Here is a 25,509-nt window from a genome sequence, read left to right on the forward strand (position 1 = left end):
TCAAACGGCGGCCCAGGCCCCACCGGTTATTGAAAATGCATCGCCACCAAGCTCGTGAGGAAATCCAACTATACGGACATCCGAAAAAGCTTAAGTAAGTGCCATTCGGGTCTGACCCCATAGGGGCAGCCTCGGCGCCTTTTTCGGCGAACAAGCTATCAACGTCGAGAAAAATGTGGGGATTCGTCAGTGCAGCCAGAGGGTCAGACCCCAAAGGCTCCACCGGCGCCGGCAACCAATCACTAAACCATGCCCAGTTCGTCGATTCGACTGAGATGTTCCTAGGGATCCGTAGGGAGTGAGCCGAAGCGTCTAACCGAGCAGCCGGCGGGCCAGCAGCCGCTGCATGTCGCGTCGGCTGTCGGCGATCAGATAGACCACCACGCGGTCGTCATGCCGGCGGTAGACGATGCGTACCGGTGGCTCGATGACCTGGCGGTAGTCGCGAAGGCCCAGCTCCAGCAGTTCGCGGGGGTGACTGCCGCGATCCGGGAAATCGGCGAGTGCCAGGATGCGTGCCTCGAGGGCGGCGAGCAGGCGCTCGGCTGCCGGTGGCGAATCCGAGGCGATGAAGTCGATGAGTTCGCGCAGGTCGACGTGGGCCGAGGCCGTCAGCTCGACGCGATGTGTCACTGCGCTTCATCTCCACGGCGTAGCCGGGCAAAGGCCTCGGCGGCGTCGAGGGTTTCGCCCCGCGCCACTTCCTGGTTGCCCAGCGCCAGGATCTTCAGCAGCGCCAGGGTCTCCTGGGTCTGCTCATAGCTCTTGATGTCCTGCACGACCATCCTGGCTTCGCCATTCTGGGTGATCACCATGGGTTCACGGAGTTCGTTGAGCGATTTGGCGATCTCGGCGGCATGCGCCTTCAGATAGCTGATCGGCTTGATGTTGTCGGAATACTTCACTGGGGAATCCTGCTGAACGGAAGGGGTGGACTGAATTTAGTCCTTATTCAGGTGCGCGGCAAGCGCCGGGGAGCCCGTGTCGGAGCCAGTCGAAGTCGATACGCTCCTGCTCGAGGCGCAGCCGCTCGGCCCAGGCGTTGTGGAGCAGCGCGAAGAACAGCTCGAGCTCGGCGTCGGTCAGCCGGGTGGGGGTATAGCCGAGGCGCTTGTCGGGGGGCTCCTCACCCCATAACCGGCGGTGAGCCAGCAGGGTCTGTCGATCCATCAGCAGCGAGTGGGCGTCTGGCAGCGTGGCGCGCAACCGGTCGAGGATGCCGAAGCCGTGGGTGTCGATATCGCCCCAGTAGTGCACCTCGACCTCCTGGAGCCAGGGGGTGCGTACCAGGTGCTCCAGGCCGTAGCCCAGCCCGAACACGACCAGCGAACGGGGCACCTCGGGAAAGGCCAGGCCGTTGGTCTGGTTCTCGGTGATGAAGACGCGCTCCACCGCCGGCCGGAAGGTGGCGAACTGCTCGGCCGGGAGACTCAGGTCGCTCAGCCCCTGCACGTGGAGGGCCGGGTCGAGCAGGCGCAGGCGCACCAGCGGCGAGGGACTGCGCAGCCCGAAGCGCTGGTTGAAGCCGCGCACCCCGCTGGCCTCGGCCTCGATGGCCGAGGCCGGCAATACTTCGTCGAGCAGCGTCGCGAGCAGGCCGCGGCGGGCCTCGATGAACTTGGTGTCGACGCCGGGAATCGCCAGCTGGCGCAGATAGCAGCCGGGGCGCGGGTGGCGCTGGAAGTGGTCGAGCACGGCGAGCAGCCGTGGCCAGCTGTCCTCGTGTTCCAGCACCTTGAGCGGCTGTCGGCGCAACCAGTTGGCCAGCCGCGGCTGGCGGGCGAGGATCTCGTCGGCCAGCGCATCGAAGCGTTCGGCGTCGCGTTGGCGGCGCAGCAGCCGCAGGGCATCCTCGGCGCTGGGGAGGGTCAGGGCGGCGGGCAGCTCGTTGCTGCCCTGCACCCGGTTGCCCTGGCGGCGGAATTCGATCGCGTAGCCATGGCCCAGGGCATCGCGACTGCCGTCGCGCAGTTGCCTGACCCAGGCGGCCACCTCGCCGAAGCGCTCGGTGATGTCCCGGGCCGTGGGGCGGCGCAGGCGCAGCGCCAGCGGGAACAGGGCGGCTTCGCCCGACGCGTCGGACGGGGGCAGGCGTTCGGCCAGGAGGGCGCCGCTGTCCCAGTGGCGCTGCAACTGGCGACGGATCTCCTCCGGCGTGGTCCAGGCGGGGGTTTCCGTCTTCACCTCACAGTACCTCGATCCGTTCCCGGGCGGCCTTCTCCTCGCGGTACTCCTCGATGGACAGGTTGCGAAGCATCGACTGGCGTCCCTCCTCATTGTGCACGAAGCCCACGCTGGCCACATAGGGCTCGATGATGTGGATCTTCTGCAGGGGGGTGACGATCAGCAGCTGCAGGTTGAGCCGGGCGAACAGCTCCAGGCCGTAACGGGCGGATTCGTCGGAGCCGCGGCCGAAGGCCTCGTCGATGACCACGAAACGGAACGAGCGCGAGTGGCTCTCGCCCCACTCCAGGCCGAACTGGTAGGCCAGGCTGGCGGCCAGCACGGTATAGGCGAGCTTCTCCTTCTGGCCGCCCGACTTGCCGCCGGCGTCCGAGTAGTGCTCGTGCTCGCTGTCGTCCTCGCGCCAGCGCTCCGAGGCCGAGAACAGGAAGTGATGGCGCACGTCGGTGACCTTGCGGGTCCAGCGCCTGTCCAGTTCGCTACTGCCCTCGCGGCCGCGGAAGCGCTCGATGATCGCCTTGACCTGCAGGAACTTGGCCTCGGAGTACTGCTCGTCGTCGCTGCCACTCAGGGTGCTCTCGGTGCAGGCGCGCAGCTGCTGGCGGAAGTCGCGGACCTCGGCATCCGGGCTGGGTTCGGCGACCAGGCGGATATAGCGCCCGGGGTTGTAGTCGATGTCGTGCAGCGAGGCGTTGATGGTGGCGACACGGTCCTTGATGTCCTCGCGCTGGCGGTTGAGGAAGGCCTGGAAGCCGGCGATCTCGTTGATGGTGTTCTCGTTGAGCAGCTGCTTGAAGCGCGCCTCGAAGCGTGGCAGGTCATCGGCCTGGAGGGCCGCCAGCAGCGCGCGATAGTCGTCGCCGGCGGCCAGGCTGGCATCCACTTCCTCGGTGTCCTGGGGCCATTCGGTACGGATGTGCTGCATGGCCTTGACGATCGCCTCGCTCAGCCGGTCGAGCTGCTTCTGGCGGGCGTCGATGGCCGCCTGCAGCCAGTCGCGCATTTCCCGCTCGCGGTTGTCGCAGGATTCGATGCTGAGCTGGTGCTCGCCCAGGGCCTGGGGGCGCTGGGTATCGAGGCGCGGGAAGCTGGCCTGGCGCCGCTCGGCAGCGAGGCTCTCGACCAGTGAACGGGCTTCCGCGAGCTGGGCGTCGGCCGCCTCGCGCCGCGCCTGGAGGCTGCCCTGCTCGCTCTGGGCCTTGCCCCAGGCGTCCTCGGTTGCCGCGCTGGCGGCCTCCAGCTCATCCAACTGAGCCTGCAGCGTCCTGAGCCGATCGGAACTCTCTTCCAGTTTGCGGCGCTCTACCTCGCGGCTGGCCAGCCGTGCCGCCGGGGTGCGCCAGTCGAGTTCCTGGAACTCCTCGAAGCCCTGCAGGTGGCTGAGGTCGCCGCGTCGCTGGCCGAGCCGGCGCTGCTCGCGCTGGACCTCGGCTACCCGGGCGGCGCTGGCCTGGATGCGCTGTTGCAGGGTTCCGGCTTCTGCCTCCAGGGCGGCGATCTTGGCCTCGTTGCTCCAGCCCAGCACGTAGCGGGTACGGTCGTCGAGGCGGTGGCGGTCGTCCTTCTCGTGGCGTTCACCACCGGTCTTGAGCTGGCCGTGGCGGGTCAGGGCACGCTGCTCGCGGCGGAACTGGGTGAGGTCGCGGCAGCACGCATAGTCGAAGCGCTTGCCGAGCTCCTGCTCCAGCCAGGCGTAGTGGTCGCTGTCGGGGCGAATGGCCAGCTTGCGCACCAGCGACTCGGGATGCAGCGAGGGCGCGGCGGCCTGGGTGCGGCGCACCCGGTAGTAGACCAGGCGGCCGCGTAGCTGGGTGCGCTCGACCCAGTCGGCGACCTCGGCATAGTGGGCGTCGGGCACCAGCAACGAGAGGGCGAAGTTGTGCAGCACCCGTTCGGCGGCGCCCTCCCAGTCGCGGGCTTCCTCGCGCACCTGCAGCAGCTCGCCGGCGAAGGGCAGGGTGCCTTCCTCCAGGCCGGTGGCCTCACAGAGCCGCTCGCGCAGCGCGAGCATGCGCGCCGGCAGGTTGGAACGGCGTTCGCGCAGCGAGGCCAGCTCGGCGTCGAGCGCATCGTGCTGGTCCTTCAGGCCACGCAGCGTCAGCTCGTGCTCGGTGCGCTGCTCGGTCAGGGCGTTCTCGTCGTCGTCCAGGCTCGCCAGGGCCCGGTCGACGGCCGCGGCGTTGGCCTGGAAGGCCTCGGCATCCGCGGCGACCTCGAGGCCCACCGCCTCGGCCAGCTCCCGGTAGCGGTCGGCACGCCGGCGGCAGCGGTCGCGCGCCTCGCCGAGCGCCTCGATCTCGCGGGCCAACTGGGCCAGGCGGTCGCCGCCGCTGTCGGCAATGGCCTGGCGCAGGTCGTCACGCTGGCTGGCCTGCTGGCGACGCTGTGCCTGCAGGTGGTCGAGCCGAGTGGCCAGGCGCGCCAGGTCCGCGTCCAGGCGCTCCAGCCGGCGTTCCAGCAGGGTGGCCTTGTGGTGGGAGAAGTAGCTCTTCAGCGCCTCGCGGTCTGCGACCTGCTCGGCCTGCCGTGTCGCCAGGGCCTCATGCCGGTCGAGGTTGTCCACCAGGGGGCCCAGCGCCTCGATCTTGCGCCGCGCCTCGAGCACGGCGGCGTGGGCGCGGTCGAGGTCGTCGAAATGGCGGATCAGGCCGGTGATGCGCTCCTCCATGGGCAGCGCCTCGAGCATGTGGGTGCGCACGAAGTCGGTCAGGTTGCCCACCGACTTCATCGACACCGTCTGGTTGAACAGCTCCATGGCCTGGTCGTTGGTGGCGCCCAGGCCGAACCGGCGGCGAAAGGCGGCCCCATAGGGCGGGAAGCTGTCGTGGAGCTCGACATGGGGCGTGTCACGAAGGCGCTTGCGCAGCTGCTTGAGGTCGCTGCCGAAGTCGTCGAAGTCGCCGGCAATGGCCAGTTCACGGTCGGCCACCACGTAGAAGCGCTCCGGCTGGCCCTGGGTGTCGGTGATCCAGAACACCTGGGCCAGGGTCACGTGGGTGTCGAACCCCTCATTGTAGAAGTGGCCGAGGATCACCGAGTAGCTGTTGTGGTCGCGCAGGCCGATAGACCGGGCACTGAGCCCCGCGTCGCCGCGTTCGCTCTTGTAGTGGCCGAGCACGTAGGAGCGCAGGCTGCGTTCCTTGGCCTCGGCGCCGGCCGCCTTGTTGTAGGTGATGCGCTGGGCGGGCACCAGCAGGGTGGTGATGGCGTCGACCAGGGTGGACTTGCCGGAGCCGATGTCACCGGTCAGCAGGGCGTTGTCGCCGCCGGCGTCCAGTCGCCACACGCGCCGATGGAAGGTCCCCCAGTTGTAGACTTCCAGGTGCTGCAGGCGAAAGCCGGCGCGCCTCGGTGCCGTGCCGAAGTCGAGTTCACCGAGCTGCATGTCAGCGCTCCTCCTCGGCATGTTCACGGTATTCGGCCAGGCGCTGTTCGAACTCGGCGAGCCACTGGGCATCGACGAAGGACTTGAGCAGGCGGCGCACCTCGTAGCGCGGCGTATCGCCCTTCAGGCGACGCAGGAAACCCAGCTCCACCACCTTGTTGATATGGCTGTCGAGGCGGTCGCGCAAGCGTGCCTCGTTGCTGGTGTCGGCGAGGAACAGTGCGAGCATCTCCTGGATCTGCTCGCGGGACAGGATCAGGCGCAGCTCGTCACCCCCGGCATCCTGTTCGGCAAGCTTCTTGCGCAGCAGTGCCAGCAGCAGGCTGACCGGGTAACTCAGCGGCTGGCGGCGAACCAGGCGGGGCAGCGGGCTTTCGTCGTCGTCCGGTCGCTGGCTCAGGTAGGCGTAACCTTCGGCCTCGTCGAGCATCAGCGACAGCCCCAGCGGGGCCAGGTGATCGCGCAGTCGCGCCTGGTGGTCGAGCAGGTCCTGCCATTGGCCGGGATCGCGGTCCTGATAGAGCACGCCCTTCATCAGGGCGATCAGGGTCAGCGAGAAGCGCCGCTCGCTGGAGAGCGTCGGCGAGTCGGATGGCATGTCGCTCATGGGGTGGGCACCGGTTGACGGGTGAAGATGACGCGCGGCAGCCGGGCGCGCCGCCAGCGCCCCTGGTCGTCCTGCCAGGCGAGTTGCTGGGGGTGGGCCTCGTCGAGCAGCCCGTGCCGACCCTCGGTGGCGATGGCCAGCCAGGCCACCAGTTCGGCGAGCCCCTTCTGGAGCGGCTCGTTGGCGAGCAGCTCATCGAGGGTGACCTGCTCGCGGGTCTGAAGCGCGCGTCGCACCCGGGCGCGCAGGCGCTCCTTGTCCACATGGTGCTGGTCGAACAGCGCCTCGGCGGCGATCTCCCGGTCGTCGCCGCTGGCCAGGCGCGCGGCGGTGATGCGCGGCTTGACGGGTGGACGGAACAGCGGACGCTCCATGGGCAGCTCGAGGCGGGGCGCCGGTTCGTCGAGGGTCATCACCTCACCCTGCGGGGCGTTCTCGCGCAGGGTCAGGGCGTGGCGCTCGATGTTGTGCAGGATGTCCATGATGCGGCGGTTCTCCAGCCAGCCCTGGTCGTCCAGGTAGCGCCGCAGCTGCTCGGAGAGGCGGGCGACGGTGCGCTGGGCCACCTCGCCGGCCGACAGCCAGTCGTAGTGGATGCGCACCAGGCGCGGGTCGGGGGCCAGCTCGGCCACCGGCTCCAGGCTCAGGATGCGCTCCAGCAGGTCGGTGAGCTCTTCCTGGCGAGCCGGCGACATCAGGAACTCCCAGAAGGCATGGAAGCTGCGTCCCTGGTCGGAGTCGCGGATGGCATCGTGGTCGCCGAAGACCTCTTCCAGCAGCTCGCCCTTGCTGCCTTCCCAGGTGGCGATGCGCTCACGCACCTCGCGGTCGAGATGGCGGAAGTTCTGTTCGACCTGGCGAAAGTCGGCCAGCAGTGCCCGGGCGGTGTCGGTCATCTGCATGAAGCGTTCACGCAGGGCCGTCGTTGCCATCAGGTCGAGGCGCCCGGCGCGGATCTCGGCGATCTCGCCGTCGATGGCATCGCGGCGCCGCTCCAGGTCCCGGATGCGGGCTTCGGGGTCGGTTTCGCTCCCCTGGTCGATCTCGTGCAGCAGATCGAAGACCTGCTTGAGGCGCGACTCCGCGCCGATGAACTGGCGTTGCTCGAGGCCCGACAGCCAGTGCATGGCCTGCTCGGCGGCCGGCGTGAGGTCGAAGTGCGGTTCGTCGCCCGCGGAAGGGTAGTACTTGCGCAGCCAGCGGTGCCGGTCGTCTGCCCACTCGTTGAGGTAGGCCATGGCCTCGCGGGGGAAGGACGCCTCGCCGAGCTCCTGGCGCAGGTGATGGAGCCAGTCGTCCAGCTGTGCCGCCAATGGCTGCTCGGCGATGCTGCGCAGGTTCGGCACGATGAAGGTGCGCTGCAGGAAGCCGATGATCATCGGGGCGTTTTCGGCACGCAGCAGGGTCCACGCCGGATGGGAGTGGCGTAGCTGCTGCAGATAGTCGACTTCCAGGGCACGTATCATCGGAACAGGATAACGTGGCGTGACGAGCGACCCAAGCCGGCGATGGCAAAGCCTCGGCCGGCAGTGCCAGAATGAGGGCTCTCAAGGAGAGATCGCATGACGCAGATGAACTGGGAGCGGCTGCTCGACCCGAGTCGCCTGCACGACAAGCGCGGCGAGCGCCCCGGTGGGGCCCGCGACGAGATCGGCCGCAGCCCCTTCCACAAGGACCACGACCGGATCGTCTTCGCCGGTTCCTTTCGTCGCCTGGGGCGCAAGACCCAGGTGCACCCGCTCACCGACAACGACCATATCCACACCCGCCTGACCCATTCGCTGGAGGTGGGCTGCGTGGGCCGCTCGCTGGGCATGATCGTCGGCGAACTGCTGCGCGACCGGCTGCCCGAGTGGATCACCCCGGCGGACATGGGAGTGATCGTCCAGGCGGCCTGCCTGGGCCACGACATTGGCAACCCGCCCTTCGGGCATGCCGGCGAGTACGCCATCCGCGACTGGTTCAAGCGTGCCGAGGCCGACGGCAGCGGGCTGCTCGAGGGGCTCTCCGAGCTCGAGCGCGAGGACCTGCTGACCTACGAGGGCAACGCCCAGGGCTTCCGCATCGTCACCCAGATCGAGTACAACCAGTTTCGCGGCGGCATGCGCCTGACCACGGCGACCCTGGGCACCCTGCTCAAGTATCCGTGGACGGTGGAGCACGGCGGCGTGGCCGGCAAGTTCGGCTGCTACCAGAGCGAGCGGGCGCTGCTCGCCGAGGTGGCCGAGCGCCTCGGCCTGCTGCCCCGCGGCGAGGGGCGCTGGTGTCGCCACCCGCTGGCCTGGCTGGTGGAGGCCGCCGACGACATCTGTTACGCCCTGCTCGACCTCGAGGACGGCCTGGAGATGGGCATCCTGCGCTTCGACGAGGTGGCCGAGGTGCTGACCCAGATCGCCGGCGGCGCACCGCCCGACTACGCCGAGATGCAGCGTGACGGCGTCTCCCAGCGGCGGCGTATCGCCGCCCTGCGTGGCGCCGCCATGGAGCGGGCGGTGAACGACGTGGGCGCGGTCTTCGTTCAGCACGAGAGCGCGCTGCGCAGCGGCACCCTCCAGGAGGACCTGCTGGAGCTCTGTCACCCGGACCTGGGCTGGGGGGTGGCCGCGGCCAAGCAGCTGGCCCGGGAGCGCATCTTCCAGAACGAGCGCAAGGCCAAGCTGGAGATCGGTGCTTATACGACGCTGGGGATTCTTCTGGAGGCCTTCATCGGGGCGGCCCATGAGCTGCACCACACCGGCCGCTCCACCTTCAAGCACCAGCGGGTGCTGGCGCTGATCGGGGAGAACACCCCGCGGCCCTCCTGGCGCCTCTACGACAGCTACCGGCGCATGCTCGACTTCATCGGCGGCATGACCGACCACTACGCCGTGGACCTGGCCCAGGAGATGGGCGGGCGGCTGAAGGGGGACTGAGGCGATGGCGACGGGCTGGAAGGGGCGCCTTCTCACCGGGCTGGCCGCGCTGCTGCTGGCAGCGGTCGCCGCGGCCGACGGGCCGCTGGACCGGCTCCAGGGCGAGGGCTTCGCGCACTACACCCTGGCGCTGACCTGGCACCCCGGTTTCTGCGCGAGCCGCTCGCGTCCCCCCCGGGAGTGCCGCGAGCCCGAGCTGCGCCGGGGCGCCGAGCAGGGCTTCGTGCTGCACGGCCTGTGGCCCTCGCTGCCCGAGCGCTTCGCCAGCCGGGGGGTCGACCGGCGGCGCTGGTGGCAGGAGGGCTGCTTTCTCGAGCGGCCGCGTGCCGACGGGAGTTTCTGTCGCGCCCACCCGCCCTTCGCCCTGCCCGAGGCGCTCGACGAATCCCTGGACGGTGCCATGCCGGGGCGCGCCAGCTGCCTGGACCGCTACCAGTACGCCAAGCATGCCGCCTGCCTCGACCTGCCCGAGGAGGACTACTTCGCCGCCTCCGTGGCACTGGTCGAGACGGTCAACGAGAGCGCCTTCGGTGCCTTCGTGGCACTCAACCAGGGCGGCGAGGTGGGGCGCAACGACCTGATCCACGCCTTCGAGGCGGCCTTCGGCGAGGGCAGCGGCCGGGCGCTGCGGCTGGAGTGCCGCGGGCGCGGCAATCGGCTGCTGACCGAGGTCCGCATCGGCATCGCCGTCGACCGGCTGGAGGAGTTTCCCGAGGCCGAGAGCCTGGTGCGCCAGGATCGCGGCCGCTGCGCCACCCGGGTGCGGATCGCCACCTTCGACTGAGGTCCGGCGTTGGCCGGGGCTCAGATCGACGGGCCCTGCAGCTGTCCGTCGTCGAGCCGGGCGGCGCGTTCGAGCAGGGCGGCGATCACGGCGCCGTGGGTGGCGTCGTCGATCTCGCCCAGATGGGTCCGGATGAGTCGCTCCGAGAGGTCCTCGCCACTGATCACCAGCAGGTCGCTGGCTGCCTCGCTGGTGTCGATGTCCCAGCCGGGCAGCGTCAGCACCCCCATCACCGGGACCCTGCGTCCGGTGCGCTTCTGCAGCCAGGCGGCCAGCCAGCGGGTGGCCTGGCGGGTCTTCAGCAGCGGCGCCCGCTCGCTCCAGCCGGGGAAGCGCAGGCGCTCGCGCTCCACGCTGACCACATTGATCTCGCGGCCGTCGGGCGTGAAGGGGCGGGTGCGGGCGCGGGTCTCGACCACGAAGACGCCGTGGGGCGTGACCGCCACATGGTCGATGGTGTAGCTGTCGGTGGGGACATCGTGGAAGACATAGTAGGGGTGGGCCTCGGGGCGGATCAGCGTCTCGAGCTCCTGGCCCACCGCCAGTTCGCAGGCCAGCCCCAGCTTGAGCCGCCGGATACGCTGGAAGTCGCGGATCAGCAGCAGGCAGAACACCAGCACCAGCACGGTGCTGAGCGCCCCGTAGAGGGCCCACTCGATCCAGTTCTGCTGGCTGGCGAAGAGCATCCGGCCCATGCCGTAGACCAGCGGCGCCAGGGTGACGATGGGCCCGAGGGCACCGTCGAGGAAGAGCCCGGCGAAGGCGCGGTCGAGCCGGTCACGCAGCGCCTGGCCCGGTTCGCGCAGGGTGTGGGCGTCGAAGGGAGAGCGCACCCGGGCGTCATGCAGGTTGCGCAGTGCCAGCACGATCACCGCCGTGGCGGCCAGGGGGAAGAGGAAGATCAGGGGGAGCAGGTATTCCAGCCAGGCCATCGGGGTTCCTTGCCCTGAGAGAGAGCCCCCATTCTAGACAACCTCGCCCCCTCGGGGCCATGCTCGGGATACATTCGGCATCGGCAGGACCTTGTCATGCAGCAGCCTTCCCCGGTGGTGCTATCGCCCGATCTCCGGACGCTGGCCGCCTTCGTGGCGCGCCATCCGCGCCTGGCGGTGCTGACCGGGGCCGGGATCAGCACCGCCAGCGGCATCCCCGACTACCGCGACGAGCGTGGCGACTGGAAGCGCTCGCCGCCGATGCAGCATCAGCGGTTCATGACCAGCCATGCGGCCCGGCAGCGTTACTGGGCCCGGGCCCTGGTGGGCTTTCGCGCGCTCAGCGAGGCCCGGCCCAACGAGGCCCACCGGGCCCTGGCCCGGCTCGAGGCGATGGACCTGGTGGCGGGGGTGATCACCCAGAACGTCGATGGCCTGCACCAGGCGGCCGGCTCGCGGCGGGTGATCGACCTGCACGGGCGGGCCGACCAGGTGCGCTGCATGAGCTGCGGTGCCCGGCGCATGCGCCATGCCCTGCATGCCGAACTGGAGCGCGGCAATCCGCATTGGGCGACCACGGGGGCCCGGGTGGGGCCGGACGGCGATGCCGACCTGGAGCGGGACTTCTCCGGCTTCCGGGTACCGAGTTGCGATCGCTGCGGCGACGGGATCTGGAAGCCGGACGTGGTGTTCTTCGGCGACAGCGTGCCGAAGGCGACGGTGGCGGCGGCCCATCGACTGCTGGACGCCAGCGATGCCCTGCTGGTGGTGGGGTCGTCGCTGATGGTCTACTCGGGATTTCGCTTCGCCCGGGCGGCGTCCCGGGCCGGCAAGCCGATCGCCTGCCTCAACCTGGGGCGTACCCGGGCCGACGACCTCTATGCGCTGAAGGTGGAGGCCCCGGCCGACGCCTTGGTGGCTCTGTGCGAGGCGCTGGAGGTGGGGGTGTCCCGCGGTGTCAGCCGCCGGCGAGCTTGACCCGGTAGCCGCGCTTCTCGAGCTCGCCCTTCAGCAGGTCGCGATGGTCCCCCTGGATCTCGATGACGCCCTCCTTGAGCGCCCCGCCGGTGCCGCAGCGTTTCTTCAGTGCCTTGGCCAGCGCCTTGAGCTCGGCTTCCGCCAGCGGGACGCCCGAGACGGTGGTCACACCCTTGCCCTTGCGCCCGCTGGTCTCGCGGCGAATACGCACGACACCGTCGAGCCCCGCGAGACGGGCCGCGTCGGCCTGCTCGGCACAGCGGCAGTCAGCCAGGGGATGACGGCAGTCGGGGCAGATGTCGCCATGCTCGGTGGAATACACCAGGCCGCGAAGCTGGTCCTGCAGGGAGGCCATGACGGGCTCCTTTCGTCGAGTGTGTTGGCCCGATGATAGCGCCCGCGGCGCCGGCTTGCATGGCGCGCGGGCGTTCAGGAAAAGGAGACGGCCGTGCGGCGGGCCTTGACCAGGCGGGCGACGATCGTGGGCAGCTGGAACATGCTGCTGATCATGATGGCGCCCTCCGGGGTCTCCTCCGCGTCCGGATAGCGGTTGAAATGGATCACCGTCATCCCGGCCGCCAGTGCCGCCTTGACGCCGACGATGGCGTCGTCGATGGCCACACAGTCTTCCGGGGCATGGCCCATCATGCTGGCGGCATGGAGAAACAGGCAGGGGTCGGGTTTCCAGCACTTGGCGGTGTAGCCGCTGAACAGGCGGTCGTCGAAGCACTCGGCCAGGCCGCTGCTCTTCAGCGAGGCGCGGATCTTGGCTTCCGGGCCGTTGGAGACCACCGCCATGGGATGGTCGGCCAGGGCGGCGAGGGCCTCGGCGGCGCCGGGCACCGGCAATAGCTCGGTCTCCAGGCGACGCATCAGGTTGCGGCGCATCTCGATTTCCATGGTCTCGAGGTGGTCGGGGTCGACCTGGCCATGGCGGCTCTGCAGCTCGGCGACGATATGGCGGAAACGGGTGCCGCGGAATTCGCCCATGTAGTCGCTGGCGAGGAAGGGTAGGCCGACGGCACTCAGGGCGTTGGCCATCTCGGAGGCCAGCAGCGGTTCGCTGTCGACCAGGGTGCCATCACAATCGAAGAGCAGGCAGGGAGCGTATGCCATCGCCGGTCATCTCGCGCAGGTCATGGACGGATAGAAAACAGTGTCATTGATATCGGCAGGCCTCGGCTTTCATTGAGAGCTTGTGCGCGCCATAACTTTGTGAACGCTGTTTCCTAACAGTATTACTACATTTCCGCGGTTGTTCAAGGTGCGACCAAGGTCGAATTCATTCGGGCTATCATCTTTTCCGCCATACTACCATACTAGTCATATCAGCCGGCGAGTCGCCGGCATTGCACGGAATGGTCGGGGAGTCGCCATGAACATCAGCTTGCAAGCCCTGTGGCAGGACACGCGAGACGAGGGCACGGTGCGTCAGCGTCTCTATCAGGTACTGCGCCAGTCGATCATCCGCATGGTGCTGGCGCCGGGGCAGGCGCTCTCCGAGAAGGAGATCGCCGAGACCTTCGCGGTCAGCCGCCAGCCGGTCAGGGAAGCCTTCATCCGCCTGTCGGAAGCCGGCCTGGTAGAGGTGCGTCCGCAACGCGGTACCTATGTGGTGAGGATCTCCCGCCAGGCCGTGCTCGAGGCCCGTTTCGTGCGCGAGGCAGTGGAGGTGGCGGTGGCCCGCGAGGCCGCTACCCAAGGATTGGATGAGCGCACACTCGCTGAGCTGAACGAGCTGATCGAACGCCAGCGGCGCTGCATCGAGCCGGCGGATCACGACCGCTTCTTCCTGCTCGACGAGGCCTTCCATCGCACGCTGTCGCTGGGCATCGGCCAGGAGACCGCCTGGAAGGTGGCCGAGGAGGTCAAGGCGCAGCTCGATCGCGTGCGCTACCTGAGCATTCCGGAGTCGACCCCGATCCTCAAGCTCACCGACCAGCACCAGGCGATCGTCGATGGCATCGCCAGCCGCGACGTCGACGCTGCGGAACGGGCCATGAGCGGCCATCAGCGCGAGATCCTGCATTCGCTGCCCGAGCTGGTGCGCCGCTTCCCCGAGATGTTCGAGGGGGCGACGACCACTTCGCGGGCTGGCCACAAGGCGCTGGCCTGAGTTCCGCCATGCTTCGCGAATTCTGCGAAGCATGGTCCCGCATGGCGTCAAGGAGCGACGTCATTTCTTGTTCACACGCCGACTAGATACGTCAGGAGATAGCATGAAAACAACACTGATCCTTCCGGCAGCAGCAATAACTTTGGCGAGCAGCCTCGCTCACGCGGATTACGAGCTGAACCTATCCACGGCGCTGAGTAGCCAAGACCCCATCGTCGTGGCCATGGAGAATGCCAAGCAGGAGATAGAGGAGCGCTCAGGGGGCGAGCTGCGGCTCAATGTGTTTCCCAACAGTCAGCTCGGCTCCGACGAGGATGTGGTCGAGCAGATCCGCAGCGGTGCCAACATCGCCATCCTCATCGATGCTGGCCGCCTGTCGGAGTACCAGCCCGAGCTGGGCATCCTGAGCGCGCCCTATCTGGTCGAGGATTACACCCAGTACGACGCCATCACCGGTACCGACCTGTATCAAGGCTGGGTGGAGAGCCTGGCCGACAGCAGCGGCCTGCGGCTGATGAACTACAACTGGTTCCAGGGCTCGCGGGAGATGCTCACCCAGACCCCGGTCGAAACCCCGGAAGACCTGCAGGGCGTGCGCGTGCGCACCATCAACTCGCCGGTCTGGCTCAAGACCATCGAGGCCATGGGGGCCACGCCCACGCCACTGCCCTGGTCCGAGGTCTACTCGGCCCTGCAGCTCGGCTCGATCGATGCTGCCGAGGCCCAGCTGACCGCCGCCGACGGACAGCGCCTCCAGGAGGTCATCGATCACGTCGCCCTGACCCACCATATCCATCTGATGACCGGGATCGCCGCCTCGGAGCAGTGGTACCAGTCGCTGCCGGAGGAACTGCGTACCATCCTCGACGAAGAGCTCAAGGAGGCAGGCGCCGAGGCCAGCCAGGCCACCGCGGACGCGCTGGACGCCGTGCGCGAGAAGATGGAGCAGGAAGGCGTCACCTTCACCGAGGTGGATACCGACGTGTTCCGCGAGCGCGTCGATGTCGTCTATGAAGAGCTCGGCTACGACGAGTATCGCGACCAACTGGTCTCCGCGGTCGGTGACTAACCATGCGTAATCGTTCTCCCGCTTCCAGCGGCAGCAACGCGAAAGGGGCGGCGTCCCGCCGCCCCCTCTCCACATCCCGATACAAGCGAGCCGCCGACAAGGCTCGAGGAGGCGCCATGTGGCGCTGGTTCGATCGAATCGAAGACGGCCTGACTATCGTCCTGCTCGGGGCGACCTCTCTCGCCATCCTGGCCAGCGCGACCATGCGGGCGATCGGCCATCCCTTCAGCGGGGGGGCCGAGCTGGCCCAGCTCCTGTTCATCTGGACTGCCGTGCTGGGGGCGGACATCACCCTGCGGCGAGGCGGCCAGGTCCGTATCGACGCCCTCACCGTGCGTATGCCGGCCCTCATGCAGCGGGGTGTTACCGGCGTCTGCCTGTTGCTGATGCTGGGCTTCCTGGCCTTGCTGGCCTGGCATGGCTTCCCGCTGGCGCTCTCGAACTGGCAGCGCCCCATGGGCGTGGCCGGGCTGAGCTATGGCTATGTCACCCTCGCACTGCCCGTGGGCGCCGTGCTGATGTTCGTCTCGCTGATCCGTCGCGTGCTCGACAGGGGCATCCTGAAGAGCCTTGATCCCGACGATGACGTCGTGGAGGAGACCCTATGACGACTGCTCTGTTGCTCGGCCTCGGCCTGCTGCTGATGGCCATCGGCATGCCCGTCGCCTTCGCGATCGGCATCGCCGGTTTCCTCTATTTCCTGATGCCCGAGACCTTCCTGCCGGTGAACATCGGCCCCCAGCGGATCGTCTCGGCTACCCAGTCCTTCCCGCTGCTGGCCGTGCCGCTGTTCATCTTCATCGGCCACCTGATGAATGCCAGCGGCATCACCCCACGGCTGCTGCGCCTGTCGACCCTGTTGGCGGGCTGGATGAGCGGTGGTCTGGCCCAGGCCAGCCTGGTGCTGAGTACCCTGATGGGGGGCGTCTCGGGCTCGGCGGTGGCCGATGCCGCGATGCAGTCCCGGGTGCTTGGCCAGGGCATGATCAAGGGTGGCTATACGCCTGGCTTCGCCGGGGCCGTACTCTCCATCGGCGGGCTGATCACTGCCACCATTCCGCCGAGCATTGGCTTGATCCTCTACGGCTACCTCGGCGAGGTGTCGATCGGCCGGCTGTTCATCGCCGGGGTCGTGCCTGGCGTGCTGCTGATGATCGCGTTGATGATCACCACCAGTATCATGGCCAAGAAGCGCGGCTATGTACCGGTCCAGGAGCGACCGCCGCGGTTCCGCGAGGTGCTGAGTGCCGCCCGTGGCAGCATCTGGGCGCTGCTGTTTCCGGTGTGGCTGCTGGTGGGGATCCGCTATGGCCTGTTCACTCCCTCCGAGGCGGGTGCCTTCGCCGTGGTCTATGCGTTGGTGGTGGGTTGCTTGATCCATCGTGAGATGGGGGTGAAGCAGATCATCGAGGCGATGCGCGCCAGCGTCCTGGATATCGGCATGATCATGCTGATCATCATGTTCTCGGGGGTCATCGGCTATGTGGTGTCCTTCGAGCGGGTGCCCCAGACCATCGCCGAGCTGACCCTGGGTGTCTTCGCCAGCCCGACCGCGCTATTGCTGACCCTGGCGGTGTTGCTGATCTTCCTCGGCATGCTGCTCGAGGCGACCGTGGTGGTCATGCTGCTGACCCCGATCCTGGTCCCGGTCATCGAGGCGGCCGGCGTCGACCCCGTGCATTTTGGCCTGCTGATGATGACGCTGGTGACCTTCGGCGGCATGACCCCGCCGGTGGGCATTTCCATGTACACCGTCTGCGGCATCTTGCGCTGCCCTTTCACCGCCTACAGCCGAGAAATAGTGCCCTTCGCCATCGCCGTCTTTGTGGTGGTGCTCGGCATCATCTTGTTCCCCGAAATCGTGCTTTTCCTGCCCAATTACCTGATGGGATGACGTCATGAGTCTTACCGACAAGCTGGATTTCATGGGGCCGGACTTCCTGCTGGAGTCCGAGGCCGCCCGGCTGCTTTACCATGATCATGCGGCCGTCATGCCGGTCTGCGACTATCACTCGCACCTGAGTCCCGCGGAGATCGCCGACAACCGCCAGTTCGACAACCTGACCCAGCTGTGGCTGCACGGCGATCACTACAAGTGGCGGGCGATGCGCGCCGCGGGCATCGACGAGCGCCGCATCACCGGCGACACCAGTGACCGCGAACGCTTCCAGGCCTGGGCCGAGACGGTGCCGGACTGCCTGGGCAACCCGCTCTATCACTGGACGCACCTCGAACTGCGCCACCCCCTCGGCATCGAGAACACCCTGCTCTCGCCGGACACCGCCGAGGAGGTCTGGACCCGCAGCCGGGAGCGGCTGGCGACGCCTGCGCTTTGCGCCCAGGGCATCCTCGACAGCTTCGACGTGCGTACCGTCTGTACCACCGACGACCCCTGCGACGATCTGGCCCTCCACCGTCGCCATGCCCAGGGCGATGCCCAGGTGGCCATGCTGCCGACCTTCCGGCCCGACACCGTGCTCAAGATCGAACAGCCCGATTTCGTGGATTACCTGAGCGACATCGAGGCGGCCAGTGGCGTGACCATCCGGCGCTACGACGACCTGCTGGCCGCCCTGCATCAGCGGCTCGATCACTTCGCCGCCCATGGCTGCTGCCTCTCCGACCATAGCCTCGAGAAGCCGGCCTTTGCGTCGCCACCGGCCACCGCCGAGCTGGATCGGCTGCTCGAGCGCCGGCGCCGGGGCGAGTCGCTCGACGCCGAGCAGGCGGCCGGCTTCACCACGGCCCTGCTGCTCTGGCTGGGCCGGCAATACGCCGAGCGCGGCTGGGTCATGCAGCTGCACCTGGGGGCGCACCGCAACGTCAGTCAGCGGGGGCTGGCCGAGATCGGACCCAACAGTGGCTTCGACGCGATCGGCGATGCGACCTACGGCGAGCCCCTGGCGGCGCTGCTCGATGCCCTCGATCGCGACCACCTCCTGCCGCGGACCGTGCTCTACAACCTCAACCCTCGGGACAATGAGCTGCTCGCCAGCCTGGCCGGGAGCTTCCGCAGCGACGGCATCCCCGGCAAGGTGCAGTTCGGGGCGGCCTGGTGGTTCAACGATCAGCGCGACGGCATGGAGCGCCAGCTCACCACCCAGATGCAATTCGGCCTGCTGCGCCATTTCGTGGGCATGCTCACCGATTCGCGGAGCCTGTTGTCCTTTTCCCGCCACGACTATTTCCGGCGCATCTTCTGCCAGATGCTCGGCCAACAGATGGTGAGGGGCGAGTTGCCCAATGACCTCGACCGGGTCGGTGCGCTGGTTCGCGCGGTCTGTTACGACAATGTCCAGCGTTACCTCTTCGAGCGCTGAAGGGCATGGACCTCACTGTTCTGGAGACACAAACACCCATGAAAATCAGCGACGCCTATACCATCGTCACCTCCCCGGGGCGCAACTTCGTGACCCTCAAGGTCGTCACCGACGAGGGGGTCTACGGCATCGGCGACGCCACCCTCAACGGCCGCGAGATGGCCGTGGTGGCTTATCTCGAGGAGCATGTGATCCCGGCGTTGATCGGCCGCGACCCGCAGCGCATCGAGGACATCTGGCACTACCTCTACCGGGGGGCCTACTGGCGCCGAGGCCCGGTGACCATGTCCGCCATCGCCGCGGTGGACCTGGCGCTGTGGGACATCAAGGCCAAGCTGGCCGGCATGCCGCTCTACCAGCTGCTGGGCGGCAAGAGCCGCGAGCGGGTGATGACCTATGCCCACTGCACCGGCAAGGACATCGACGCCTGTCTCGAGGAGGTCGAGGCGCACGTCGAGCTCGGCTATCGCGCCGTGCGGGTGCAGGCCGGGGTGCCCGGCATTCCGACCATCTATGGCGTCGCCAAGCGCGAGGGGGAACGCTACGAGCCGGCGGATTCCGACCTGCCCGCCGAGCATGTCTGGAGCACCGAGAAGTACCTCAACCACGTGCCCAAGCTGTTCGCCGCCGTGCGTGAACGCTTCGGTGATGATCTACACGTGCTGCATGACGTCCATCACCGGCTGACGCCCATCGAGGCGGCGCGCCTGGGCAAGGCGGTCGAGCCCTACCACCTGTTCTGGCTGGAGGATTGCGTGCCGGCCGAGAACCAGGAGGGCTTCCGCCTGATTCGCCAGCACACCACCACGCCGCTGGCGGTTGGCGAGGTGTTCAACTCGATCCATGACTACCGGGAGCTGCTCGAGAACCAGTGGATCGACTACATCCGCACGCCGCTCGCCCACGGTGGCGGCATCACCCACATGCGGCGCCTCGCCGACCTGGCGGGGCTCTATCACGTGCGCACCGGCTTCCACGGTCCCACCGACCTGTCGCCGGTGTGCCTGGGGGCGGCGATCCACTTCGACACCTGGGTGCCCAACTTCGGCATCCAGGAGCATATGCCCCATACCGAGGAGACCGACGCGGTCTTCCCCCACGACTACCGCTTCGAGGACGGCCACTTCATCGTCGGCGAGGCGCCGGGGCACGGCGTCGACATCGATGAGGAGCTGGCGAAGAAGTATCCCTACAAGCGTGCCAGCCTGCCGGTCAACCGGCTCGAGGATGGCACCCTCTGGCATTGGTAGGAGGCGACGATGACTGATACGACGCGAATTCCGAAAACCTCCGGTAGTGGCCGCATCGGCATCGTCCACCTCGGCCTCGGCGCCTTCCACCGCGCCCACCAGGCGGTCTACCTGGAACGCTATCGTCAGCGCACCGGTGACACGCGCTGGGGGGTGAGCAGCGCCAACCTGCGCGCCAGCGTCGGCCTGGTGGACGCCCTGCGCGAGGCCGGCTACCGCTACCACGTGGCGGAGTACGCCGACAGCCAGACCCTGACCCTGCGCGAGATCGGGGTGATCGAGGAAACCCTGTTCAGCGGCCGCGACGCCGAGGGGCAGTGGGGCCGTGACCGCGAGACCCTGCTGGCGCGGCTGGCCGCGCCCGGGACGCGCCTGGTCACCCTCACCGTCACCGAGAAGGGCTACTTCCTCAATCCGGCCAGCGGCGAGCTGCTCGCCGACGACCCCATGATCGCCGCGGACATCGCCACGCCCACACAGCCGCGCACCGCGCCGGGGATCCTGGTGGAGGCGCTGGCGCGGCGTCGCGAGGCAGGCCTGCCACCCTTCACGGTGCTCTCCTGTGACAATATGCCGGACAACGGCAAGCGCACCCGCAACGCCGTGATCCAGCTGGCCGAGCGGCGCGACGCCGCCCTGTCCGAGTGGATCGAGCGCGAGGTGGCCTTTCCCTGCAGCATGGTCGACCGCATCGTGCCGGCCATGACCGAGGCCGACTTCGCGCGACTCAATGAGCTGGGCGTGGAGGACCCCAACGCCGTGGTCGGCGAGGCCTTCGCCCAGTGGGTGGTGGAGGACGACTTCCCTCAGGGGCGCCCGGACTGGGCGGCCGACGGGGTGGAGATGGTCGCCGACGTGGCGCCCTTCGAGACCATGAAGCTGCGCATGCTCAACGGCAGCCACTCGCTGCTGGCCTACCTGGGCGCGCCGGAGGGCATCGAGACGGTCTTCGAGGCGGTGAGCCGCGACGACCTGCGGGCCCTGCTGCGCCGCTATATGCTGGAGGAGGCGGCGCCGACCCTGGCCATGCCCGAGGGCACCGATCTCGCCGCCTACGCCGATTCGCTGCTGGCGCGTTTCGCCAACGACAGCCTGCGCCACCGCCTGCACCAGATCGCCATGGACGGCAGCCAGAAGCTGCCGCAGCGCTGGCTGCAGGGCAGCCTGGCACGCTGCGAGGCCGGCCAGGCCGTTCCTTGTACCGCCCTGGGTCTGGCCGCCTGGATCCGCTATACCGCCGGCCGGGACCGCCAGGGCGCCGCCTACCCGGTGGACGACCCCCTGGCGTCGCGCTTCGCCGAGCTGCACGGGCGGCACGGCCAGGACCCCGAGGCGCTGGTCACCGCCTTCCTGGCCATGGACGACGTGGTGCCGCCGGCCCTGGCGGCCGACGCTGCTTTTGCCGAAGCGGTACTCACGGCCTATCGTTCCCTGACCGAACAGGGCCTCGACGGGGCGCTCGCCGCCCTGGCATGCAGTAGCGCATAAAGAGGCCTGAGAGGAGATCCCCCATGGAACACACTTGGCGCTGGTTCGGCCCGAAGGACCCCATCCGCCTCGAGGAAATCCGCCAGACCGGGGCCACCGGCATCGTCACGGCCCTGCACGAGGTGCCCAACGATGAGGTCTGGTCGCTGGAGGCGATCCGCGAGCGCAAGGCACTGATCGAGGCCGCCGGCCTGACCTGGTCGGTGGTGGAGAGCGTGCCGGTCCCCGAGGCGATCAAGCAGGGCCGGCCCGAGCGCGACGCCCTGATCGCCACCTATTGCCAGACCCTGCGCAACCTGGCGGCCTGCGGCATCGACACCGTCTGCTACAACTTCATGCCGGTGCTCGACTGGACCCGCACCGACCTCGCCTGGTCGCTGCCGGACGGGGCACTGGCGCTGCGCTTCGACCAGGTGGCGTTTGCCGCCTTCGACCTCTACCTGCTCCGGCGCCCCGGGGCCGAGGCGGAGTACGGCGTGAACGAGCAGGCCGCGGCCAAGGCCTATCTCGAGGGGTTGGACCAACCCGGGCGCGACAGGCTGGTGGATACCCTGATCGCCGGCCTGCCGGGGGCCGAGGAGCACTACACCCTGGAGCGGTTCCGCGGCGTGCTGGCGGACTATGCCGAGATCGATGCCGAACGCCTGCGTGAGCACCTGGCGTACTTCCTGCGCGCGGTGATCCCGGTGGCCGAGGAGGTGGGCATCCGCATGGCGATCCATCCCGACGACCCGCCCCGGCCGCTGCTGGGGCTGCCGCGGGTGGTCTCCACTCCCGAGGACGCCCGGTGGCTCCTCGACGCCGTGCCCAGCCCGGCCAACGGCCTGACGCTGTGCACCGGCTCCTACGGGGTGCGCGCCGACATCGACCTGGCCGACATGGCCCGGCGCTTCGGGCCGAAGGTCTACTTCGCCCACCTGCGCTCGACCCGGCGCGAGGCGCCCGATCCGCGCTCCTTCCATGAGGCGCCGCATCTCGACGGCGATGTCGACATGGTGGCGGTGATCCAGGCCTTAGTGGAAGAGGAGCGGCGCCGCGCACGCGAAGGCGGCCCGCGCCTGCCGCTGCGCCCGGACCATGGCCACCACATCCTCGACGACCAGCACCGCGACACCGCCCCGGGCTACCCGCTCTACGGGCGCCTCAAGGGGCTTGCCGAACTGCGCGGGGTGGAGCTGGCGGTGCACCAGCTGACGGCCTGAGCCTGGCTTGCCCTGAAACGACACCCCCGCCGATCTCTCGGCGGGGGCGTGCCGGTGGGAAGCGCCTGCCTCAGGGCGTCTCGGGAACCTCGGTCCGGCCGCTACGCATTGATCGCTGGCAGGCATCGATCAGGCTGGCCTGCGCCAGAACCTCGCCGGTATCGGCGGCATGACGGTTGTCTCCCTGCACCCAGGCGGCGAAATGGTCGAGCTGGGCCGGGTACTGATCCGCTGATAGTCGTTCGCTACGCGGTTTGCCTTGGCCATCATGGATCATGATCAAGCCTTCGCCGTCATGCTTGTCTGGGCGGAAGGCGCGGACCACGGTGATTCGGCCTCGAGTGCCGATCAGCTCGTAGCGATGGGTCAGCGTCTGGCGGAAGCTGGAGGTGAACTCGGCAAGGCGACCCTCGGCGAAGCGCAAGATGCCGCTGACGGTGAGGTCCACGTCATGGTACGGGTCGAGCTCGCCCACGACCGTGACCTTCTCGGGCATGCCCAGCAGGCGGCGGATCACGTCCAGCGGGTAGCAGCCCACGTCGTTTAGGCTACCACCGCCCAACTGTCGGTCGAGCTTGATGCTCGGCGCCGAGAGGTCCAGCGGGAAGGAGAAGTGGCCGCGTACATGGCGCAGCTCGCCGATCACGCCCTCCTCCAGCAGAGCACGGATCCGCTGGTGCTGGGGGTGCTGCCGGTACATGTAACCTTCCATTAGGCACACGCCATAAGCGTTGCACTCCTGCTGCATACGTCGGGCCTCGTCGAGGTTCAGCGCCGCGGGCTTTTCGCAGAGCACATGCTTTCCATGCCTGGCGGCGGCGATTGTCCACTCGGCATGCAGGCTGTTGGGCAGCGGAATGTAGACTGCCTCGACCTCGGGGTCCTCGAGCAGAGCCTGGAAGCTGTCATGGGCGCGGGGAATGCCGAACTCTCGGGCGACCTCGACTGCCTTGCCGTGCTCGCTGGCGATGGCCACCGGCACGGCGTGAGCGGCCGTCCGCATGGCGGGAATCATGACGGTACGGGCGATCTTGGCCGTGCTGAGGATGCCCCACTTGAGCGTTTGCATCATCAATGCCTGCAAGGTCGGGTTAACGAGGGGAAGCGATGCTGTTGTCAGCGTTGGTGCGACATTTGAATCTGCCACTGGCGGATGCCGAAGGTCCAGGGTGGCAGGCGGTCGCTGCGATCCACCCGGTTGACCAGGGCGCCCAGGGCCGGGGTGGCGATGGTCACGGTGTCGCCCAGGTGGTGGGTGAAGCCCTGGCCTTCGCCGTCGCGATCCTGGATCGGCGAGAACATGGTGCCGAGGAACAGCATGAAGCCGTCCGGGTACTGGTGATGGGCGCCGATGGTCTGGTGCACCAGGTCCAGGGGATCGCGGCTGATCTGGCGCATGTCGCTGCTGTCGTCGAGCGCGAATCCATCGTCCTCTCCCTCGATGCGCAGCGAGACGCGGGCCTGGCGCACGGTGTCGAGCGTGAAGGCGTCATCGAACAGACGAATGAAGGGGCCGATGGCGCAGGAGGCGTTGTTGTCCTTGGCCTTGCCCAGCAGCAGGGCGCTGCGACCCTCGATGTCGCGCAGGTTGACGTCGTTGCCGAGCGTCGCGCCCCTGGGCGTGCCTTGGGCATCCACCGCCAGCACGATCTCCGGCTCGGGATTGTTCCACTGCGAGGCCGGGTGCAGGCCGACCCGGGCCCCGAAGCCTACCGAGGAGAGCGGCTGGGCCTTGGTGAATACCTCGGCATCGGGGCCGATGCCCACCTCCATGTACTGCGACCAGGCGCCGCGGGCCTGCAGCTCCGCCTTGAGGGCCATGGCCTCCTCGGAGCCAGGCACGATCTGCGACAGGTCGCTGCCGATCAGCGCCTGAAATTCCCGGCGCAACTCGGTGGCCCGAGCCGGGTCGCCGGCGGCCTGCTCCTCGATCACCCGCTCCATCAGGCTGACGGCGAAGGTCACCCCGCAGGCCTTGATCGCCTGGACGTCGCAGGGGGCGAGCAGGTAGGGCGTACGTGGCGGTTCTGCCAGCGAGTTCTCCAGCAGTGCCGCCACCGCGCCGAGGGACTCGCCTTCGATGCGAGAGACGATCCCTGCCGCGTCGTCCTGGTCCAGGAGGTCGGCCACGCAGCGGTAGTCGGCACTGATATCGATAACCTCGCCATGGCGGATCACCACCAGCGCCGGGCCCGGTTGGGGCGTCTGGCGCCAGACGCGCCCTACCAGCAGGGCGCGTTCATGATCCTCGGGAAGAAAGGCTGTGTAATCCAAGGGGGGCTCCCTGGTTGTCATGTTCATGGGTCTGTCGCTCATGCCTCGCGCTTGCCGTCCACCAGCCGGGTGACACCCAGGGGGTTGCCGTCCTGGAATGCCTCGGGCAGCAGGTCTTGCGGCAGGTTCTGGTAGCACACCGGGCGCAGGAAGCGCTGGATGGCGGCGCTGCCCACCGAGGTGGTACGACTGTCCGAGGTGGCCGGGAAGGGCCCGCCGTGGACCATGGCGTGGCACACCTCGACGCCGGTGGGCCAGCCGTTGGCCAGCACCCTGCCGGCCTTGCGCTCGAGCACCGGCAGCAGGGTGCGGGCGGCCTCGACGTCGCCATCGTCCAGCTGCAGGGTGGCGGTGAGCTGGCCCTCCAGATGCTCGGCCACGGCCTTCACTTCCGCGAGGTCCTCGCACTCGATGACCAGCGAGGCCGCACCGAACACCTCGGCCTGCAGCGCCTCGCTGTGCAGGAAGTCGGCGCCGCGGGCGGCGAACAGCGCGGTCTGGCACTGGTGGGGCCCCTCGCCCGCTTGGCCGCGGGCGATCTCGCGGGCTTCCCCCGCCAGCTGGCTCACCCCATCGCCGTAGGCGGCGTGGATGCTCGGGGTGAGCATGGTCTGGGCGGCGCTGCCCTGGACCGCCTCGCCGGCGGCTTTGAGGAAGGCGTCCAGCGCCTCGCCCTTGACGCCGATCACCAGGCCCGGGTTGGTGCAGAACTGCCCGGCGCCCATATTGAGCGAGGCGACGAAGCCCTCGGCGATTTCGGCACCTCGCGTTGCCAATGCTTCCGGCAGCAGAAATACCGGGTTGATGGAGCTCATCTCGGCGTAGACCGGAATCGGCTGGGGCCGCGCCTGGGCGGTGGCCATCAGTGCCAGGCCGCCGCCGCGCGAGCCGGTGAAGCCCACCGCCTGGATGCGCGGGTCGGCGACCAGCGCCTGACCCACCTCGCGGCCGGCGCCGAACAGCACCGAAAAGACGCCCTCGGGCAGGCCGCACTTGGCCACCGCGGCC

23 protein-coding genes are annotated in these 25,509 nt (G+C 68.4%); 11 read left to right on the forward strand and 12 right to left on the reverse strand.

The genetic code is table 11. The annotated features are described in order from the left end of the window. Positions 1-312: 312 nt before the first annotated feature. Genes MKP05_RS19550 through MKP05_RS19575 form a run of 6 tightly spaced genes read right to left on the reverse strand, consistent with a single transcriptional unit; the run spans position 313 to position 7,642 of the window. The gene (locus tag MKP05_RS19550) at positions 313-633 is read right to left on the reverse strand and encodes a type II toxin-antitoxin system RelE/ParE family toxin (RefSeq protein WP_240569845.1); all 321 of its coding nucleotides are present in this window, start codon (positions 631-633) and stop codon (positions 313-315) included. Then, a complete protein-coding gene (locus MKP05_RS19555; protein ID WP_240569847.1) occupies positions 630-905 on the reverse strand; it encodes a type II toxin-antitoxin system Phd/YefM family antitoxin in 276 nt (91 codons plus the stop codon). Before MKP05_RS19555 ends, MKP05_RS19550 begins: the two co-directional genes overlap by 4 nt. 43 nt (positions 906-948) lie before the next feature. After that, on the reverse strand, positions 949-2,184 hold the full coding sequence (locus tag MKP05_RS19560) for a Wadjet anti-phage system protein JetD domain-containing protein (protein ID WP_240569849.1): 1,236 nt from the start codon (positions 2,182-2,184) through the stop codon (positions 949-951). A 1-nt stretch (position 2,185) separates the two neighbouring features. Then, complete coding sequence (locus tag MKP05_RS19565) at positions 2,186-5,569, reverse strand: ATP-binding protein (RefSeq protein WP_240569850.1); 3,384 nt, start codon at positions 5,567-5,569, stop codon at positions 2,186-2,188. A 1-nt stretch (position 5,570) separates the two neighbouring features. After that, on the reverse strand, positions 5,571-6,176 hold the full coding sequence (locus MKP05_RS19570; protein ID WP_240569852.1) for a DUF4194 domain-containing protein: 606 nt from the start codon (positions 6,174-6,176) through the stop codon (positions 5,571-5,573). Continuing rightward, positions 6,173-7,642, reverse strand: coding sequence for a DUF3375 domain-containing protein (locus tag MKP05_RS19575; RefSeq protein ID WP_240569854.1), 1,470 nt, complete (start codon positions 7,640-7,642; stop codon positions 6,173-6,175). Before MKP05_RS19575 ends, MKP05_RS19570 begins: the two co-directional genes overlap by 4 nt. Before the next feature lie 96 nt (positions 7,643-7,738). On the opposite strand from MKP05_RS19575, the gene MKP05_RS19580 reads away from it, so the two are divergent. Next, the gene (locus MKP05_RS19580; RefSeq protein ID WP_110284104.1) at positions 7,739-9,088 is read left to right on the forward strand and encodes a deoxyguanosinetriphosphate triphosphohydrolase; all 1,350 of its coding nucleotides are present in this window, start codon (positions 7,739-7,741) and stop codon (positions 9,086-9,088) included. 4 nt (positions 9,089-9,092) lie between these two features. Continuing rightward, a complete protein-coding gene (locus tag MKP05_RS19585; RefSeq protein WP_240569855.1) occupies positions 9,093-9,872 on the forward strand; it encodes a ribonuclease T2 family protein in 780 nt (259 codons plus the stop codon). 20 nt (positions 9,873-9,892) lie between these two features. Here MKP05_RS19585 and MKP05_RS19590 read toward each other — a convergent pair whose 3' ends face one another. Beyond that, complete coding sequence (locus MKP05_RS19590) at positions 9,893-10,804, reverse strand: nuclease-related domain-containing protein (RefSeq protein ID WP_240569857.1); 912 nt, start codon at positions 10,802-10,804, stop codon at positions 9,893-9,895. Between the two features lie 96 nt (positions 10,805-10,900). Between MKP05_RS19590 and MKP05_RS19595 the strand changes: the two genes are divergently transcribed. Then, a complete protein-coding gene (locus MKP05_RS19595) occupies positions 10,901-11,782 on the forward strand; it encodes an NAD-dependent protein deacetylase (RefSeq protein WP_240569859.1) in 882 nt (293 codons plus the stop codon). On the opposite strand, the gene MKP05_RS19600 is transcribed toward MKP05_RS19595, so the two are convergent. Then, positions 11,763-12,137, reverse strand: a complete 375-nt coding sequence (locus tag MKP05_RS19600; protein ID WP_240569860.1) for a translation initiation factor Sui1 — start codon at positions 12,135-12,137, stop codon at positions 11,763-11,765. The two genes, MKP05_RS19595 and MKP05_RS19600, sit on opposite strands and share 20 nt — an antisense overlap. 74 nt (positions 12,138-12,211) lie before the next feature. Next, entirely contained in the window at positions 12,212-12,898 is a 687-nt protein-coding gene (locus MKP05_RS19605; RefSeq protein ID WP_240569861.1) for an HAD family hydrolase, read from the reverse strand. A 259-nt stretch (positions 12,899-13,157) separates the two neighbouring features. On the opposite strand from MKP05_RS19605, the gene MKP05_RS19610 reads away from it, so the two are divergent. From MKP05_RS19610 to uxuA, 8 genes are all read left to right on the forward strand, one after another. Further along, entirely contained in the window at positions 13,158-13,898 is a 741-nt protein-coding gene (locus tag MKP05_RS19610; RefSeq protein ID WP_240569863.1) for a GntR family transcriptional regulator, read from the forward strand. A 103-nt stretch (positions 13,899-14,001) separates the two neighbouring features. After that, positions 14,002-14,967, forward strand: coding sequence for a C4-dicarboxylate TRAP transporter substrate-binding protein (locus MKP05_RS19615; protein WP_240569864.1), 966 nt, complete (start codon positions 14,002-14,004; stop codon positions 14,965-14,967). Positions 14,968-15,083: 116 nt separating this feature from the next. After that, a complete protein-coding gene (locus tag MKP05_RS19620; protein ID WP_240569865.1) occupies positions 15,084-15,575 on the forward strand; it encodes a TRAP transporter small permease in 492 nt (163 codons plus the stop codon). Then, positions 15,572-16,861 carry a TRAP transporter large permease gene (locus MKP05_RS19625; RefSeq protein ID WP_240569866.1) on the forward strand — a complete coding sequence of 430 codons (1,290 nt, stop codon included), beginning with the start codon at positions 15,572-15,574 and terminating at the stop codon, positions 16,859-16,861. The genes MKP05_RS19620 and MKP05_RS19625 overlap by 4 nt, the downstream gene beginning before the upstream one ends. A 4-nt stretch (positions 16,862-16,865) precedes the next feature. Next, on the forward strand, positions 16,866-18,287 hold the full coding sequence (gene uxaC / locus MKP05_RS19630) for a glucuronate isomerase (protein WP_240569868.1): 1,422 nt from the start codon (positions 16,866-16,868) through the stop codon (positions 18,285-18,287). Positions 18,288-18,325: 38 nt separating this feature from the next. After that, on the forward strand, positions 18,326-19,537 hold the full coding sequence (manD, locus tag MKP05_RS19635; protein WP_240569869.1) for a D-mannonate dehydratase ManD: 1,212 nt from the start codon (positions 18,326-18,328) through the stop codon (positions 19,535-19,537). Between the two features lie 9 nt (positions 19,538-19,546). Continuing rightward, the gene (locus tag MKP05_RS19640) at positions 19,547-21,025 is read left to right on the forward strand and encodes a mannitol dehydrogenase family protein (protein WP_240569870.1); all 1,479 of its coding nucleotides are present in this window, start codon (positions 19,547-19,549) and stop codon (positions 21,023-21,025) included. 23 nt (positions 21,026-21,048) lie between these two features. Further along, the gene (gene uxuA / locus MKP05_RS19645) at positions 21,049-22,227 is read left to right on the forward strand and encodes a mannonate dehydratase (RefSeq protein WP_240569871.1); all 1,179 of its coding nucleotides are present in this window, start codon (positions 21,049-21,051) and stop codon (positions 22,225-22,227) included. Between the two features lie 70 nt (positions 22,228-22,297). On the opposite strand, the gene MKP05_RS19650 is transcribed toward uxuA, so the two are convergent. The 3 genes from MKP05_RS19650 to MKP05_RS19660 form a co-directional block, all read right to left on the reverse strand. Further along, positions 22,298-23,296, reverse strand: coding sequence for a Gfo/Idh/MocA family protein (locus MKP05_RS19650; RefSeq protein WP_240569872.1), 999 nt, complete (start codon positions 23,294-23,296; stop codon positions 22,298-22,300). Positions 23,297-23,343: 47 nt separating this feature from the next. Further along, positions 23,344-24,522 (reverse strand): fumarylacetoacetate hydrolase family protein, encoded by a 1,179-nt coding sequence (locus MKP05_RS19655; RefSeq protein WP_439109008.1) that lies wholly within the window; start codon positions 24,520-24,522, stop codon positions 23,344-23,346. 17 nt (positions 24,523-24,539) lie between these two features. Next, a partial coding sequence (locus MKP05_RS19660; RefSeq protein ID WP_240569874.1) for an aldehyde dehydrogenase family protein occupies positions 24,540-25,509 on the reverse strand: 970 nt, incomplete at its 5' end.

Source organism: Halomonas flagellata, from assembly GCF_022487945.1.
Taxonomy (GTDB): domain Bacteria; phylum Pseudomonadota; class Gammaproteobacteria; order Pseudomonadales; family Halomonadaceae; genus Halomonas; species Halomonas flagellata.

What these genes read in the sequence shown, in the direction of transcription:
- MKP05_RS19610 (WP_240569863.1), top strand. Translation starts at nt 13,158, where the DNA reads ATGAACATCAGCTTGCAAGCCCTGTGGCAGGACACGCGAGACGAGGGC.
- MKP05_RS19615 (WP_240569864.1), top strand. Translation starts at nt 14,002, where the DNA reads ATGAAAACAACACTGATCCTTCCGGCAGCAGCAATAACTTTGGCGAGC.
- MKP05_RS19600 (WP_240569860.1), bottom strand. Translation starts at nt 12,137, where the DNA reads ATGGCCTCCCTGCAGGACCAGCTTCGCGGCCTGGTGTATTCCACCGAG.
- MKP05_RS19565 (WP_240569850.1), bottom strand. Translation starts at nt 5,569, where the DNA reads ATGCAGCTCGGTGAACTCGACTTCGGCACGGCACCGAGGCGCGCCGGC.
- MKP05_RS19580 (WP_110284104.1), top strand. Translation starts at nt 7,739, where the DNA reads ATGACGCAGATGAACTGGGAGCGGCTGCTCGACCCGAGTCGCCTGCAC.
- MKP05_RS19625 (WP_240569866.1), top strand. Translation starts at nt 15,572, where the DNA reads ATGACGACTGCTCTGTTGCTCGGCCTCGGCCTGCTGCTGATGGCCATC.
- MKP05_RS19620 (WP_240569865.1), top strand. Translation starts at nt 15,084, where the DNA reads ATGTGGCGCTGGTTCGATCGAATCGAAGACGGCCTGACTATCGTCCTG.
- MKP05_RS19590 (WP_240569857.1), bottom strand. Translation starts at nt 10,804, where the DNA reads ATGGCCTGGCTGGAATACCTGCTCCCCCTGATCTTCCTCTTCCCCCTG.
- MKP05_RS19575 (WP_240569854.1), bottom strand. Translation starts at nt 7,642, where the DNA reads ATGATACGTGCCCTGGAAGTCGACTATCTGCAGCAGCTACGCCACTCC.
- MKP05_RS19570 (WP_240569852.1), bottom strand. Translation starts at nt 6,176, where the DNA reads ATGAGCGACATGCCATCCGACTCGCCGACGCTCTCCAGCGAGCGGCGC.
- MKP05_RS19655 (WP_439109008.1), bottom strand. Translation starts at nt 24,522, where the DNA reads ATGACAACCAGGGAGCCCCCCTTGGATTACACAGCCTTTCTTCCCGAG.
- MKP05_RS19595 (WP_240569859.1), top strand. Translation starts at nt 10,901, where the DNA reads ATGCAGCAGCCTTCCCCGGTGGTGCTATCGCCCGATCTCCGGACGCTG.
- MKP05_RS19640 (WP_240569870.1), top strand. Translation starts at nt 19,547, where the DNA reads ATGACTGATACGACGCGAATTCCGAAAACCTCCGGTAGTGGCCGCATC.
- uxuA (WP_240569871.1), top strand. Translation starts at nt 21,049, where the DNA reads ATGGAACACACTTGGCGCTGGTTCGGCCCGAAGGACCCCATCCGCCTC.
- manD (WP_240569869.1), top strand. Translation starts at nt 18,326, where the DNA reads ATGAAAATCAGCGACGCCTATACCATCGTCACCTCCCCGGGGCGCAAC.
- MKP05_RS19585 (WP_240569855.1), top strand. Translation starts at nt 9,093, where the DNA reads ATGGCGACGGGCTGGAAGGGGCGCCTTCTCACCGGGCTGGCCGCGCTG.
- uxaC (WP_240569868.1), top strand. Translation starts at nt 16,866, where the DNA reads ATGAGTCTTACCGACAAGCTGGATTTCATGGGGCCGGACTTCCTGCTG.
- MKP05_RS19605 (WP_240569861.1), bottom strand. Translation starts at nt 12,898, where the DNA reads ATGGCATACGCTCCCTGCCTGCTCTTCGATTGTGATGGCACCCTGGTC.
- MKP05_RS19650 (WP_240569872.1), bottom strand. Translation starts at nt 23,296, where the DNA reads ATGCAAACGCTCAAGTGGGGCATCCTCAGCACGGCCAAGATCGCCCGT.